The organism is Nocardia sp. CA-151230, assembly GCF_050942175.1.
Taxonomy (GTDB): Bacteria; Actinomycetota; Actinomycetes; order Mycobacteriales; family Mycobacteriaceae; genus Nocardia.
The window spans coordinates 6,234,712-6,250,195 of record NZ_CP192061.1; the positions used below are offsets into that span (position 1 = coordinate 6,234,712).

Annotated in this window: 11 protein-coding genes; 4 read left to right on the forward strand and 7 right to left on the reverse strand. The window is 68.9% G+C overall.

The window, feature by feature from the left end:
* Positions 1–21: 21 nt before the first annotated feature.
* The 4 genes from ACQP1O_RS29410 to ACQP1O_RS29425 form a co-directional block, all read right to left on the reverse strand.
* Complete coding sequence (locus ACQP1O_RS29410; RefSeq protein WP_433561682.1) at positions 22–525, reverse strand: winged helix-turn-helix transcriptional regulator; 504 nt, start codon at positions 523–525, stop codon at positions 22–24.
* A complete protein-coding gene (locus tag ACQP1O_RS29415; protein WP_433561683.1) occupies positions 522–2,774 on the reverse strand; it encodes a molybdopterin-dependent oxidoreductase in 2,253 nt (750 codons plus the stop codon). The genes ACQP1O_RS29410 and ACQP1O_RS29415 overlap by 4 nt, the downstream gene beginning before the upstream one ends.
* 64 nt (positions 2,775–2,838) lie before the next feature.
* Positions 2,839–3,483 (reverse strand): pentapeptide repeat-containing protein, encoded by a 645-nt coding sequence (locus tag ACQP1O_RS29420; RefSeq protein ID WP_433561684.1) that lies wholly within the window; start codon positions 3,481–3,483, stop codon positions 2,839–2,841.
* 115 nt (positions 3,484–3,598) lie between these two features.
* Entirely contained in the window at positions 3,599–4,123 is a 525-nt protein-coding gene (locus ACQP1O_RS29425; RefSeq protein WP_433561685.1) for a MarR family winged helix-turn-helix transcriptional regulator, read from the reverse strand.
* An 85-nt stretch (positions 4,124–4,208) separates the two neighbouring features.
* Here ACQP1O_RS29425 and ACQP1O_RS29430 point away from each other — a divergent pair, with 85 nt between their 5' ends.
* The gene (locus tag ACQP1O_RS29430) at positions 4,209–5,996 is read left to right on the forward strand and encodes an ABC transporter ATP-binding protein (protein WP_433561686.1); all 1,788 of its coding nucleotides are present in this window, start codon (positions 4,209–4,211) and stop codon (positions 5,994–5,996) included.
* A 54-nt stretch (positions 5,997–6,050) separates the two neighbouring features.
* Here the strand turns inward: ACQP1O_RS29430 and ACQP1O_RS29435 are convergent, their stop codons facing one another.
* The gene (locus tag ACQP1O_RS29435) at positions 6,051–8,090 is read right to left on the reverse strand and encodes a CocE/NonD family hydrolase (protein WP_433567835.1); all 2,040 of its coding nucleotides are present in this window, start codon (positions 8,088–8,090) and stop codon (positions 6,051–6,053) included.
* Between the two features lie 99 nt (positions 8,091–8,189).
* Here ACQP1O_RS29435 and ACQP1O_RS29440 point away from each other — a divergent pair, with 99 nt between their 5' ends.
* Both ACQP1O_RS29440 and ACQP1O_RS29445 read left to right on the forward strand, forming a co-directional pair.
* Positions 8,190–8,981 (forward strand): SDR family NAD(P)-dependent oxidoreductase, encoded by a 792-nt coding sequence (locus tag ACQP1O_RS29440; RefSeq protein ID WP_433561687.1) that lies wholly within the window; start codon positions 8,190–8,192, stop codon positions 8,979–8,981.
* A 165-nt stretch (positions 8,982–9,146) separates the two neighbouring features.
* Entirely contained in the window at positions 9,147–9,929 is a 783-nt protein-coding gene (locus ACQP1O_RS29445) for a VOC family protein (RefSeq protein WP_433561688.1), read from the forward strand.
* Between the two features lie 54 nt (positions 9,930–9,983).
* Here the strand turns inward: ACQP1O_RS29445 and ACQP1O_RS29450 are convergent, their stop codons facing one another.
* A complete protein-coding gene (locus ACQP1O_RS29450) occupies positions 9,984–11,123 on the reverse strand; it encodes a lipase family protein (protein ID WP_433561689.1) in 1,140 nt (379 codons plus the stop codon).
* A gap of 119 nt (positions 11,124–11,242) precedes the next feature.
* Here ACQP1O_RS29450 and ACQP1O_RS29455 point away from each other — a divergent pair, with 119 nt between their 5' ends.
* Positions 11,243–11,881, forward strand: a complete 639-nt coding sequence (locus ACQP1O_RS29455; RefSeq protein ID WP_433561690.1) for a TetR family transcriptional regulator — start codon at positions 11,243–11,245, stop codon at positions 11,879–11,881.
* A gap of 3 nt (positions 11,882–11,884) precedes the next feature.
* Here the strand turns inward: ACQP1O_RS29455 and car are convergent, their stop codons facing one another.
* Entirely contained in the window at positions 11,885–15,415 is a 3,531-nt protein-coding gene (gene car / locus ACQP1O_RS29460; RefSeq protein ID WP_433561691.1) for a carboxylic acid reductase, read from the reverse strand.
* Between the last annotated feature and the right edge of the window lie 69 nt (positions 15,416–15,484).

Here is a 15,484-nt window from a genome sequence, read left to right on the forward strand (position 1 = left end):
TCCATTCTGATACAGAGATTTTCAACCCTCATCACCAAAACGACCGGTCGCCAGCGCCGCATTCCGAAGCCGAGCCGGAAATCCCGGACCCAGCCGAGCGGAAATATCTTCGTGCCGCAACGGCTCCCGGCAATGCGAGCACACCACCTCGGCGTGCGTATCGTGGTCACACGCTGTGTGATGCAGAACCACCGGTTCCCCGGATTCCGGCGCCAGGTACCGATCCCCCCAGGCCATCATGGCCGCGATGACAGGAAAGAAATCGCGCCCCTGGTCGGTCAACCGGTACTCGTGGCGAACCGGCCGCTCCTGATACGGAACCTTCGTCAACAGTCCCGCGTCCACCAATCGGTTCAAACGCTGGGTAAGGATATTGCGGCTGAGACCGAGGGTGGATTCGAAATCGTCGAAACGCTTGGCGCCGTAGAAAGCTTCGCGGAGGATGAGCGGCGTCCACCAGTCGCCCAGCAGGTCGACGGTGCGGGCGACGGTGCACGGCCAGTTCGCGAAACTCGTTCGTTTCATGCGGTCACGGTATCCAGGCGGGCGGGGACGTACTTGTGCCAGGGGGTGCCGACCCATTCGTCCCGGTCGTCGAAGGAGGTCAGCTCGTTCGGGGCGGTGCCGGTGGTGACCGAGGTGCCGTCCGGGGCGGCGACCGAGAGCCCGAAACCGTTGGGCAGCGACAGGTGTCCCGGGCGCATGCGATCGGTGGGCTCGACCGGGACCTGCGCGGTACCGCGGCGGGTCGTCACCTGGACCAGGTCGCCCGCCGTCAGCCCGAGCCGCTCGGCGTCGCCGGTGCTGATGCGCAGGGTGCCCGCCGCATCACGCTTGCGCCAGGCCGGGTCGCGGAAGATGGTGTTGGCCGTGAAGGCCCGGCGCTCACCCGCCGAGAGGATGAACGGCCAGTCCGCGCTGTCGTCCGCGGTGGGCACGGGCAGGGTGGCGATCGCCTCCAGCAGCTCCGGAATCTCCAGCCGGATCACCTTGTCGCGCACCCGGTTCCAGGTCTCGGCGTAATCGTCCTCGGAGATCACGATGCCGTGCCTGCCCGTCAGGATCGCCTCGAACAGCCGCTCCCCCGCCTCCAGACCCGTTCCGTACCCGGCACGTTCGACGCTGGCCGGGAACTTGCGCACCATGTTGTAGGCCGCCGCCCACAGCAGTGCCGCCGAGGCCGCACCGTCGGGCAGCGTCTCCCCCAGCGTCCGATACAGCAGCACGGGAGCGAGTTTCGACCGCGCCGGATCGCCGAGGATCCCCAGGAAGGCCATGGCGAACGCCTCCCGCCCCTGCGCGAGCGCGGCCCGCAGCGGCGCGTAGTCCGCCTCGCTCACCACGCCCGCGGCCTCGACCAGGCGGGCGTGGATCTCGGGCTCGGGCAGCACGCCCGCCGGCGCGGGCAGCACCGGGTGGCGCAGGTGGAAGATATTGCGCGGGAAGTCGAAGTTGAAGAACGTGGCCTCGTACTTCTCGAACTGGGTGGGCGCGGGCAGCACATAGTCGGCCAGACGCGCGGTCTCGGTCATGGCGACGTCGATGACCACCACCAGTTCCAGCGCCTCCAGCGCCTCGCGCATCCGGGCCGAATCCGCCAGGGAGTGCGCCGGATTCGCACTCTCGATGAACATGGCGCGGTAGCGCCTCGGGTGATCGGTGAGGATCTCCTCGCTGATCACATTGCACGGCACCAGACCGCTCACGATCTGCGCGCCGGCCACCGGGCTCTTGGGGCCCTCGCCCGCCGGATGCCCGCGGTCGTGGCCGAGATTGGTCAGGCCGGTGAAAGCGTATTGGGTGCCCGGCTTTCCGACATTGCCGGTGAGCAGCCAGACCAGCTTCTCGACGTAGCTGACCACCGTCGAGTACCGGTTCATCTGCACGCCCAGGTCCTCGAGCGCGGCGACCGAGTTCGCGCGGGCCAGCCGGTGCGTCGCGGCGGTCACCAGATCCAGGTCGACATCGGCTATGGCGCAATACTTTTCGATCGGGACAGCCCGCAGCACCGGCAGCACCGCGTCCAGGCCGCTGGTGTGCTCGGCCAGCCACTCCTCGTCGATCAGGTTGTCGCGCACCAGGATCGCGGCCATGGCTGTCAGCAGGTACACGTCGGTCCCGGGCCGCAGCTGCAGGTGGAAGTCCGCCAGCTCGGCGGTCTCGGTGCGCACCGGGTCGAGCACGATCATCGACCGCGCCGGGTCCTTGGCGATCTCCTTCAGCACCGTGCGCGCACGCGGAAACCCGTGCGACTGATACGGATTCTTGCCGATGAAGAACGCCACCTCGGCATGTTCGACATCCGCGCGCATCGGGTAGCCGGTCATCCGCGCGCCCACCCAGAAGTCACCGGTCTTCTCCTGCGCCAGCGCGCTGGACCGGTACTTCATACCGAAGGCGGCCATGGTCGCCGGGGCGTACGCGCCGCCCAGGTGATTGCCCTGCCCGCCGCCGCCGTAATAGAAGATCGACTCACCGCCGAAGTGGTGGCCGACCTCCCGCAGCTTGGCCGATACCTCGGAAATCGCGGTCTCCCAATCGATTTCCTCGAAGCTGCCGTCCGCGCGCCGCCGCAGCGGCGAGGTCAGCCGGCCGGTGCGCCCGTTCTGGTAGCGGTCCAGCTGCAGGGCCTTGTTGCAGGTGTAGCCCTCCGACGCCGGATGCAGCTTGTCGCCGCGGATCTTCTCGAAGGACCGGCCGTCCGGCCCGAGCAGCACCTGGATGCCGCAGTTGCACTCGCACAGGATGCACGCCGTAGGCCGCCACTCCGTCATGTGAGGAGAGTAACTCGAGTCAGTTCACTAGCGCTACTAACTCGGGATCCTTGGCCGCTTCCGTCTACAGGTCCTTGACCAGGATTCCGAAGGAGTGGGCGAAGACCGGGGCCAGCTCGAGCAGCTGCGTATTGGTGACCAGCGCACCCGACAGCGACTCGACCCCACTGGAGATGCCGATCGACCGGGCCTCACGCAGATCGACCTTCTTCAACTTGGCATTGCGCAGCGACAGCCCGGAGATCTCCGAGCCGGGGAAGGTCACCGAGGTGAGCTTCGCCTCGCTGATATCCACGTCCCGCAGCACGCAATCCACGAACGAGACATCGGTGAGCACCGCACCACGCAGATTCACCGAATCGAACTTGCAGTTGTGGAAACTCACCCGCCGCAGCGCCGACCCGAACGCCTCCACCCCCGACATGGCCGCGAGCACGAATTCCGTATCCATCCAATTGGTTTCGGAGAGATCCGTCCGAATCCAGCGCGTGCTGTCGAGCCAGACATCGTTGAACCGCGAGTACCGGAAGAAGCCGCCGGTCACCGTGGTGGCCGAGATGGCGCATTCGGTGAAGGTCACGCCGCGCAGCTGCGGGTCGTCGAGTGAGAGGCCGTCGAAATGGGCACAGTCGTACGCGCCCTCATCGCGCAGCGTCTCCTGCGGTTCCAGGAAACGCGCGAAGGGCAGGTCGGCCAGCTCCCGTGGCATATCGGTTCCTTACCGGGTCGAGGTGAAGATCGGATCGGCACAACGCTCCCGACCGTACTCGAGGCTCACGACAGCCCGACGACCCATCCGCGCGACCGACCGGACCTTCGGCCTGCTACTCCGGGCCGGTGCGCGGGGTCAGCGCGGCATTCGGCGGTGTGCAGCCGCCGGCTGCCAACGTGGCGAGGAGTTCGCGCAGAGTGTGACGCTGGCCGGGCGAGAGGGCGGCGAAGATCTCTTCGGCGGCGTCACGGCGAGCGTCGGACATCCGAGCCAGTACCCGGCGGCCCGCCGTGGTCGGGGTCACCAGGGTGGCGCGACGGTTGGCCGGATCCGGTTCGCGGGCAACCAGTCCGGCGGTGACCAGCGCGTCGACCACGGTCGTGGCCGAGCGCGGCACGATGCCGAGGAGATCGGCGAGCGCGGACATGCGCAGCGGCTCGTCGCCGTGCTCGTCGGCGCGGCCGATGATGCGCAGCGCGCGGGCCTGAGCCGGGGTGAGGCCCAGCGGGGACAGCCGCGCCGACTGCGTGCGGCGCAGTCGTTTGGTCGTGCGCAGGAACAGCTCCGCGAGATCATCCTCGGGAACGGCACGCCTCCCGCCCGTCGCGCGCGGCTCGTCTGCAGGGCTGCTCGACATGATCCAGAGCATAACTCATTGTCCTCGGAACAATTATGAGCCAAACTCAGTTATAGCGCGTGACTCCCTGCGAAAGGAGGCGCTGATGGCTTCACAACCTGAACTTCGCCGGATCGCCCGGCTCTTTCATCCATATCGCGGGCGCTTGGCCCTGGTCGCGGCCCTGGTGGGTTTGGCCTCGCTGGCCGGTCTGGCTTCCCCGTTCCTGCTGCGCGGCATCATCGACGACGCCCTGCCACACGGTCGCACCGGACTGCTGACCCTGCTGGCCGTGGGCATGATCGCGGTCGCCGCGCTGAACAGTGTGTTCGGTGTCTTCCAGACCTATATCTCGACCGCGGTCGGCCAGGACGTCATGCACGATCTGCGGTCGGCCGTCTACGCACGGCTGCAATCCATGCCGCTGTCCTTCTTCACCACCACCCGCACCGGCGAGGTGCAGTCGCGAATCGCCAATGACATCGGCGGCATGCAGTCCACGGTCACCTCGACCATCACCTCGCTCGTCTCCAACTTCACCTCGGTCGTGGCGGCGGTCATCGCCATGTTCGCGCTGGACTGGCGACTCACGCTGGTCTCGCTGGTCATGCTGCCGCTGTTCGTGTGGATCAGCCGCCGGGTCGGCTCCGAGCGCCGGCGTATCACCGGCGAGAAGCAGCGCAAGCTGGCGGGCATGTCGGCGATCGTGGAGGAATCGCTGTCGGTGAGCGGAATCCTGTTGTCGCGCACCATGGGTCGCTCACCCGCGCTGGTCGAGGATTTCACCCGGGAATCGCGGGGGCTGGTGGATCTGGAGATCCGCTCCAGCATGGCCGGGCGGTGGCGGCAGTCCACCATCTCGATCGTGATGGCGGCCATGCCGGCGGTCATCTACTGGGCGGCCGGCATGACCGTCGCCCAGGGACATCCCCTGGTGTCGATCGGCACGCTGGTCGCGTTCACCACGTTGCAGAGCGGCCTGCTGCGGCCGACCGTCATGCTGCTGTCGACCGGCGTCGATATTCAGAGCTCGCTGGCACTGTTCGGGCGGATCTTCGAATACCTGGATCTGCGACCGGACATCGAGGAGCCCGAGCGGCCCACACCCCTGCCGGAGCAGGTGACGGGCGCGGTGCGGTTCGAGCGCGTCGGCTTCGCCTACGACGCGGATCGGAACGTGCTGAGCGACATCGATATCGAGGTGCCCGCCGGATCGACTCTGGCGATCGTCGGCGAAACCGGCTCGGGGAAGACGACTCTCGGGTATCTGGTGGCGCGGCTGTACGACGTGACATCCGGCCGGGTGACCGTCGACGGCGTGGATGTGCGGGAGCTGTCCTTCGCCGACCTGTCCGCGGCGGTGGGCGTGGTGTCGCAGGAGACCTACCTGTTCCACTCCTCGGTCGCCGACAACCTGCGCTTCGCGAAACCCGATGCGACAGAGGCGGAATTGCATGCCGCGGCCCGGGCCGCGCAGATCCACGACCACATCATGAGCCTGCCCGACGGGTACGACACCCTGGTCGGCGAGCGCGGCTACCGCTTCTCCGGCGGGGAGAAGCAGCGGCTGGCGGTGGCGCGGGCCATCCTGCGCAATCCGCCCATCATGGTGCTCGACGAGGCGACCAGCGCGCTGGACACCAGGACCGAGCGCGAGGTGCAGGCGGCGATCGACGCCCTGTCCGCGAACCGCACCACCATCACGATCGCGCACCGGCTGTCCACGATCCGGGACGCCGATCAGATCGTGGTGCTCGATCAGGGTCGTGTGGTGGAACGCGGCACGCATCGGGAACTGGTGGAGCGCAACGGTTTCTACGCCGACCTGCTGGCCCGCGACACCTTCGACGATGTCATGGCCGAGGCCGACGTGGTCGGCGCGCTCGAATCCTGAACCCGGACAGCAGAAAGCCCTGTCGTCCACGCTGACGACAGGGCCTCTTTCTCCCTACCAGCCGATATTTCCGCCGAGAGGGACGTTCACCCAGCTGGGCGCGTTCGGGTCGAGGTCGATGTGCTGGGGCAGCAGCTCGCTCTCGTTCAACAGCGGGCGCAGCGGCAGGCCGCGCGGGAAGTTGAACGCGAAGACGTCGATGCGCAGGCGGTGGCCCGGCTGCAGGACCGCGTCGGTGGCGGTCAGGCCCAGATCGACGGTGGTGGGCTGACCGGGGACGAGCGGCTCGCGATCGGCCAGGGCGAGGACCGGGTACGGGTCGGTGTAATCGCCATTGGCCGAGCGGGTTGCCTTGTCCTCGTCCACCTTTCGCAACGACGCGGTCAGCTGGCCGGAGGTCAGCACCGTGGACCTGCCGTCGGGCGCGACATCGTTGAGCGTCGCGGTCCAGTAACCGTCGGTGGCGTCGAGCACCGTGTTGAGGTGCGCGTTCACCGGCCCGGAGACGAGGGTCGCGTCGGCCACCGGCTGGCTGGTGAAGGTGAGGCCGTTGAGTTCCATCGGCCGCGCGTCCTTGGCGCAGGCGTCGAGGACGGCGGTGACGCCCGCGGTGATCTGCGCCGAATCGCGCGAGCACAGGCTGTTGATGCCAGGCGCGACGGTGAGCCGCTCCGGCCCGGTGGGATCGGCGACCAGGCTGCCGTCGTGCACGCTCATCGGAGCGGTGCCGCTGGGCGCGCCGGACAGGTACAGGCGGCGGTAATCGACATCGCTGCGCGGGAATTGGTCCGTCGTGGTCCAGGAGCCGCCCTGCTGGAACAGCGTCACCGGGCCGTAGCCGTCGATGCCGTTGTCGATGCCCTTGAGCCACCTGTCGAACCAGGCGCGCTCGAGCACATCCAGGCGCGGCGGGGCCCCGGGTGCGCCGAAGCCGCTGCCGGGATCGGCGTGGTAGGTGTCGCCCATGATCAGCTGTTTCTGCCCGGGCGGCAAGGGAATCGCGTCGTAGATGCGGGGTTCGGAGTAGGTGAAGATGTCGTGCCAGCCGCCGTAGACCATGGTCGGCACCCGCACCCGGTCCGGATGCCCGAGCCAGGCGGTGCGCAGGCTGCTGTCGGGTTCCAGGATGCTCTTCAGGTTGTCCGGGATCTCCGGGATGGACCGCACCGTGAGCGCCTGGATGATGTAGTCGAAGAACGTGAACGGGCTCTGCAGGCGGTCGGCCAGCCACTTCCAGTCGAAGGCGCCGGAGAAGATCGACGTCAGATCCGGGAGCAGTTTGAGGCTGTCCACGCCCAGCAACCACGGTGGGATGAAACCGAATCCGAGCGCGCCGCCGGTGGCGAGCACATCGCGCACCAGGTCGCTGCCGGGCTCGACCGGGAAGATGGCCTTCAGCGCGCCCGGCTGGTGTTCGGCGGCCTGCACCTGATTGATCGCCGAGTACGAGATGCCCGACATCCCGACCTTGCCGTCCGACCACGGCTGCTGGGCCGCCCAGTCGATCACCTCGACACTGTCGAGCTGCTCGCGCTCCTGGAAGACCTGCCAGACGCCCTCGGAGAAGCCGGTGCCGCGCACGTCGGCCACGACCTGGGTGTAGCCGGACTGGACCAGCTTCCGGTCGGCGGTGAAGACGCGGGCCGCGCCGCCGGGCACCACCTTCACCAGGTCGGAGAGACCGCCCAGGCCGACGCCGGACAGGTCGAAGCCCTGCAGGAAGTTGGACAGCACATCCGACAGGCCGGGAATCGACAGGGCCGAATCCGCGATCATGGACACGAGTTTCGTGTACGGGGTGAGGTTGACGACCGTCGGCAGCGGGGTGTCGACGATGTGACCGTCGGCGTCCATGGGCCGATACACATTGGCCTTGAGGACGGTGCCGTCGCTCATGGTGATCGGGACGTCCCAATCGATGTGCACGCCAGGATATTTCGGCGGCCCGTCCTCGGTCGAGGTCCAGGCCGCGCCCAGTGATCCGGCGTCCGGGGTGGCGGTGGCCGGCGGCCGGACCAGCACCCCGACGGTGATTGCGGCGGCGAACAGGGCGAGCGCGCTCAGCGTTCGTCCCCTGAACTTGGTGAATTTCATCCCGACCCCGTGGTTGAGGAACCTCTGCGTACCCAACGGTCGGACTGTAATGGCCGACACTCTCGACCGCAATCGTGGCGGGTGTCATATGTTGATGGGGTGGGTACAGCAGCAGGCGAATTGGCGGGACGCGTCGCACTCGTGACCGGCGGCGGGCGCGGTATCGGGCGCGCCATCAGCCATGCGCTCGCCGCCCGCGGCGCCATGGTCGCGGTCAACTGGGTGCGCCATGAGCAATCGGCGAAAGACACTGTGGCCGAACTGCATTCGCTGGGAGCCACCGCCCTCGCCGTGCACGCCCCGGTCGACGATCCGGTGGCCGTGGCCGCCATGGTCGACCGCGTAACCAGCGAGCTCGGCCCGATCGGCATCCTCGTCCACAATGGCGGCATCGCCAGCCGTGGCCGCCCGGTCTCCGACACCGATCCGGCGGAGGTCGAGCGACTGCTGCGCATTCAGGCCATCGGCCCGCACCACCTCACCAAGCTCGTGCTCCCCGGCATGCGCACCTGCGAACGCGGCGACATCATCATGATCAGCAGCGTCGCCGCCCACGCCCTCGGCGCGGCCGGCGCCCCCTACAACATGGCCAAGGCCGCCCTGGAAGCCCTTGCCCACACCCTCGCAAAAGAGGAATCCCCCAACGGAATCCACGTCAATATCGTCGCCCCCGGCCTGGTCGCCTCCGACATGGGCGACCGCCTGACCGCGGCGCTGTCCGGCGGCATCCACCGCCACGCCGCCGACCTCGACGCCACCTCCCCCTTCGGCCACGTCTGCCGCCCCGAAGAGGTAGCCGACGTCGTCGCCTTCCTCGTCTCCCCCGCCGCCGGCTATCTCACCGGCCAGCGCATCGTCATCGACGGCGGCGCCTACCCGTACCGCCCGTGACCCGGAATCGCCGCTGACCAGGTCGACACCCGGGTGCCCCGGAATGTTCAACACGAGTTCGTGACCAGTCGGTATTCCGTGACCGGAATGCCGGGAAGCATGGTTAGCTGACCATGTGCCTGCCCTCCGACAGGCCGTTACCGACCGATTCTCGGGAGGATCCGTATGCCCACGACAGACAAGGTTTGGCCGCAGGGAACTCCGTGTTGGGTCGACTGTTCGGTCGACGATCCCGCCGCTGCGCGGGACTTCTACACCCAGCTGCTCGGCTGGGACGTGCTCGACAGTCCGCCCGAGGCGGGCGGGTATCTGATGGCGATGCTCAACGGCAAGCCCGCCGCGGGTATCGGGCCCAAGATGGGTGAGGCCGCCATGCCCTCGGTGTGGACCACCTACATCGCCGCCGAGAATGCCGATGCCGTCGCGGGCGCGGTCACGGCGGCCGGCGGCGCGGTGTTCATGCCGCCCTTCGACGTGATGGACGTCGGGCGCATGTTCGTCGGCGCGGACCCGGGGGGCGCGGTGTTCGGCGTGTGGGAAGCCAAGGCGCACACCGGCGCCGGGATCTTCAACGAGCCCGGTGCGTACTGCTGGAACGACCTGCACACCGCCGCGTACACGCCGTCGCAGGAGTTCTACAAGCAGGTCTTCGGCTGGTCCTTCGAGGAGATCGGCAGCGAGCAGATGCCGTATTCCACCTTCGCCGGCGCGGACGGCCGCCCGATGGGCGGCGTGGCCGACAGCACCGGCCAGCCCGGCGACGGCCCCAACTACTGGCTGACCTGGTTCCAGGTCGCGGGCACGGACGCCGCGCTGGACAAGGCCAAGGAGCTCGGCGCGACCGTGCTGATGGGCCCGTCGGACAGCCCCTTCGGACGCATGGGCATCGTGTCGGGCCCGCAGGGCGAGGTCTTCGGCCTGATCGACACCACTGTCACCATCGGCTGATCCGGAGCATCAGTCGCCGAGGCCGAGTGGCGCTGTGCCACTCGGCCTCTCGCGTCAGGAGAACAGTCGCGCCACGAACGGCACGCTGTCGGCCAGCGAGGCGAGCATGGCGCCGCTGTGGTCCTTCCCTACGTAGACGTGCACCTCGGGATGCGTTCCGGCTGCGGCCATGTCGGCGACCAGCTTGGCGGTGAGCGGCGCGGGGACATCGGTGTCATTGGTGCCCTGCCCGATGAACAGCGGCCGGTCATAGCCGGTCAGCGGCACATCCATGACAGACCGCGCGGTGGGCACGAAATCGCCCTCCGCCAGCGGCCGCGACACCAGCTGGTTCAGCGACACACCGGTAGCGCGCTCGGCCATCGGGGTGAAGCACAGGGTCTGGGCGTCGGTCACCAGCTGCTTGCCCAGCGGGGTCAGGTAGCTGTCGAGGTCGAAGTCCGGGCGGGCCGCCTTCAGGCCGTTGAACACGTAGGTGGCGTAGGCGGTGATGTGCGAGGACCCGATGGGCGGGGTGTCCGGCCCGATCAGCATCGCCGCGTCGACGATATTGGAGGCCGGGCCGGTTGCCACCGCGCCGCGGTAATCCAGTTCGGGCGCATAGCGTGTCGCGAGCGAGGCGGTGAAAACCGCTGCGCCGCCGCCCTGCGACTGCCCGACCGCCACCCACCTCGGGGCCAGCGAATCGTCCACGCTGCGGGCGGCGCGCACCATGTCGATGCCGGCGTGCGCCTCGGCGCGGCCGTCGAGGTAGGCGTGCACGCCGGGGGTGCCCAGGCCGATGTAGTCGGTGGCGACGATGGCGTAGCCCTGCTTCATCCAGGTGGCGAGGAACCCCATGTCGCGGTCGGAGCGACCGGTCACCGAGGGCGCGCAGTCGTCGCCGATTCCGACGGTGCCGTGCTCCCAGGACAGCACCGGCCAGCCGCCGGGCGGCGGGGTGCCCGCCGGGGTGAAGACCACGCCGGTGGACAGCGCGGGCCGATCGGAGGAATCGCGGGTCCAGTAGGTGAGCTTGCGGGCCGAGCCGGTGCCGTCGATCCAGAGGTCCTGCGCCAGTGCCTCATTGCCGACGACAGCGCCCGGGGCCGCGCCCTCGGCCCGGGCGGGCGGGTCGGCCTGGGCGGTGGCGGCGAGCGGCCCGGTGGCCAGCACGGCCGCCGAGACCAGGGTGATCACGGTGCGTCGCGTCATCGGAGGAGTCCTCTCGTATCGTCTCGCTTTGGTGTCACAGTGAGACACTTCGGTCAGACTATCCTGAGAAGTGTCACTTTGAGACACCAGGGTGGATATCGGCGACGCGAGAGGGCGGGATGACAGCACCGACCGGGTTGCGGGAACGCGAGAAGGCCAGGGTGCGGCGCGAATTGATCGACGCCGCGCTGCTGCTGTTCGAGCACCGCGGCTTCGAGCAGACCACCGTACAGGAGATCGCCGACGCCGCCCAGGTCTCGCGGCGCACCTTCCACCGCCACTTCCCCGCCAAGGCGGCCGTGGTCTTCAGCCACGAGGAGGACGTCATGTCCTACCTGCTGGCCGCCCTGGACCGCCGCCCGCCGCACGAGGCGGTCTTCGTCGCGCTGCGGGCCGCGCTGCGCGAGTTCCTGCTCGACGATGCCGAGGCCGAGCTGCGGCGCCGCCAGGCCGACACCGCCCGGCGGGCGCGGCTGGTGCTGATCACCAATCCGCAACTGCGCCAGGAGAATTTCACCGGCACGTTCGGCCGCCGGGACGCGCTGGCCCGGAGTTTCGCCCGCCGCGGCGGGCTGGCCGAGGACGATCTGCGGGCGAAACTCGCCGCGGCGACCTGCTTCGCGGCCTTCGGGGTGGGGCTCGACGACTGGGTGGCGAGCCCCGATCCGTCCCTCACCCACCTCTACGAGATCCTCGACGGCACCGTCGCCGCGCTGCAGCACGGTCTCGAGATCCCCGCGGCGGCGGGCGACGACTGAGGGCTACAGCAAGCCGCGCAGCCTCAGGTCCGTCACGTACTTGTCGATGAGTTCCCTTGTCAGGTGCGGGATGTCGCCGTTCGGACCGAGTTTCGCCTGCTGCACGGCCGTCTGGAAGCGCTTGGCCGGGAGCGCCGCGCCCGCGATGGGCAGGCCCGGGCGGCGGTAGGCGTGCAGGAGCGGCAGCACCGACTGGGTGCGCTGATTCTCCGGCAGAGCGCGCAGGGCGGTCTCGAAACGGCCGACCCAGTCCGGGTAGGAGTCGATGCGGTCGATGGGATGGCCGGATTCGATGAGCCAGTCCACGAATTCGTCGAGGGAGATGCCGTCGTCGTGGGGGTTGAGGACATCGTAGGTCTCGAAGCCGGCGGTGACGCGGGCGCCGAGGGCGGTGATGGCGGCGGCGGTGAAATCCGCGGGCAGGCCGTCGTAGTGGGCCCGCCGCCGCCCGCCCTCGGAATCCAAGGCGTAGAAGGACTTCGGGGCCAGACCGGTGGCGAGCACGCTGAGCAGCAGGCGGGTGAACATGTCGGGCAGGTTGAACTGCCCGGCGAACACGCTGTGCGCCAGGATCATGTCGGAGCGGAAGACCGCCACCGGCAGCCCGCACAGGTCGTGCGCCTCGCGCAGCAGCACCTCACCGGCCCACTTGCTGTTGCCGTAACCGTTGGCGTACCCGTCGCCCACCGTGCGCACGGCGCTGATCTCGCGGATGTCGCCGTCCTCGGTGAACACGGCCGGATCGATCTGATCGGCCACACCGACCGTGGACAGGTAGGTGACGGGTTTGCGGGTCGCGGTGAGCGCCAGGCGGATCACCTCGGCGGTGCCGACCACATTGGGACCGAACAGCTGGTCGTAGGGCAACACGTGATTGACCAGCGCGGCCGGGTGCACGATGAAGTCGACGGTATCGGCGAGCTCCTGCCAAACCACTTGATCCAGACCGAGATTCGGCGCGCCGATGTCGCCGGCCAGCACGCGCAGACGACGCCCGGCCAGCTCCCGGTAGCGCCGCAACAGCTCGGGATCGCCGCTGTCGAACACCTCGTCCAGCCGCCGGCGCGCCGATTCGGCGTCGCGGCCGCGAATGATGCAGACGAGGGTGCCGTCGGTGTCGTCCAGGCGCTGCAGCCAATCCAGGCACAGGAACCGGCCGAGGTAACCGTTGGCGCCGGTGAGCAGCACCGTGCGCGGCGGCTGTGGCGCGAGCGGCAGTCCGGGCGCGGCCGCCAGGGTCGCGGCGTCGACGAACTTGTCGAGAGTGAGGTCGGTGGCGCGAATCTCGCTGCCGCCGTGCACGGTCGACGCGGTGGGACGACCGCCGGCACCGGACCGTTCGGCCTCGATGCGGGCGGCGAGCCCGGCCAGGTCGCCGGCGGGGCTGACGATCACGCCGACCGGCACCTCGACGTCGAAGATCTCACGCAGCAGCGTCGAGAACGACAGCGCCGACAGCGAATCCCCGCCCAGATCGGTGAAGTGCGCATCCGCCTGTGGCTCGCCGCCGCCGAGGATGGCGCGGGCGGCCCGGCACACCGTCTCGAGCACCGGCCGGTCGGCGGCGTCGCGGCGCAGCGCGAGCAGCTCATCCTCCTGCTGCCGCGCCTGCGCGCGGTACAGCTCCTCGAGCCGGTCGCCGTAGCGTTGCCTGAGCTTGGGCCGCAACAGTTTTCCGATGCCGGACAGCAGGCCGTTCTCCTGGGTGAAGGGCTCGGTCTCGATCAGGAACTCGCGCGGGATCTCGTAGGACTCCAGTTCGGCGTCCTTGGCGATCTGCTGCATGGATTCGGTGATGGCCGGACTCATCTCGGCGGGTTCGAGCGCCAGGGCCGCCGCCGAGGGCACGATGACGGCCAGCAGGTGCGCGCGCTCGCTGGACCCGTGCACGAAGATCTGGGCGATGAGCGGGCTGGTGGCGAAGGCGGCCTCCAGCTTGGCCACGGCCACGAACTCGCCCTGCGACAGCTTGAGCACATTGTTGCGGCGGTCGACGTACACCAGATGATCGGGCCGGACCTCGGCGACGATATCGCCGGTGCGGTAGTAGCCGTCCTCGTCGAAGATCTCGGCGGTCACCTCGGGACGCTTGAAATAGCCCGGGATCTGCTGCATCGACTTCACCAGGAATTCGCCGCGCGGGTACGGCTTGTCGGTGGCGAAGTAGCCGAGCTCGGGCACATCGGCCAGCTTGTAGTCGATGACCGGCGGCCGGCGGATCTCATTGTCGATGAGCAGGCCGCCGCCCGCCTCGGTGGAGCCGTAGCCGTCGACGAGCGGCTGGCCCAGCACCGAGTTCATGAACTCCTTCATGTCCGCGGAGATGGGCGCGCTGCCGACCATGACCCGGGCCAGGCGACCGCCCAGGAAGTCCTGCCGCAGTGCGGCTTTCGCGGCCTCGTCGGCCTCGCCGGGGGCCGCGCCCGTAGAGATGCGGCGCTGCACGTCGCTCTGATAACGCTGGAACACCATGTCGCACACGCGCGGGACGAAGAACGCCTCGGTGGGCCGGGCCAGGCCGAAATCCGCGAACAGGGTCGACATGTCGCTGGCCGCCGCGAAATACGCGGTTCCGCCGCGCGCGAAGGTGCCGCTCAGCACCATCCGCCCGGCGACGTGGCTCATGGGCATGTAGCAGAAATTGATGACCGGGGCCGGAATGATGGTGGGCCCCAACCACATACCGGCCGCCAGGCGCTGCGGGTAGATCGCGCCCTTGGGGGTCCCGGTGCTGCCGGAGGTGTAGATGAGCAGGGCGAGCTCGTCCTGGTCGGCGGGCACGTGCAGCGGTACCGAGGGCAGGCCCCGGCCCCGTTCCACCACGGCCGCAAGCGATTCCAGGCTGATCGCGGCACCGGAGTCCGCGATGCGGCGCTGTGCGGCGGCGTAGGTCTCGGCGTGTTGGTCGTCGCCGGGTTCGAAGTCGAAGACCACGATCGATTCCACCGGCGTGCCGTCGAGCACGCACTCGAGCGCGGGCGCGAGCAGTTCCAGGCTCACCGCCAGCACGCGGGCGCCGGTCTCGGTGATGATCGAATGCCATTGCGCGGCAGGTGAACCCGATTGCAGCGGCACGCTCACCAGGCCCAGCCGGATGCCGGCCAGCTCGACGGCGGTGAAGTCGCCGCTGGCGAAGCCCAGGGTGCACAGGAAGTCTCCGGCGCGCAGGGGGTGTCGCGGATCCGCGTGCCAGGCGGCCGCGATGTCCCCGGAACGCACCCACAGCTCGCCGTAGCTCGTGGTCCGGTACGCGGGCAGCAGCCGCCGGGTGCGCCGGCCATCGGCGCCGACCACGATCTCGGTGGCCCGCTCGGCGATGGCGGGCCGGTCGGCGTATCCGCCGAAGAGTACCGCCGCCACGCCGGCCAGCCCCTGCCCCGACTGCTGAGCCGCGGCCGCGACCTCGGGTAGCGGGACCAGCGCCCGTACCTGATCGTCGGCCATCAGTTCCTCGAACCGCTTCGCGATCTCGGCATGTGCGAGCCGATCCGCGAATCGCTGGGTAAGCTCCGTCCGAACGGCGTCCTCGACCATCAATGACCTCCCTGGTCTCCGGCGATCACGACGCCACGAACCTCGTTCGGACGTCAGGTTCTCTCCCCA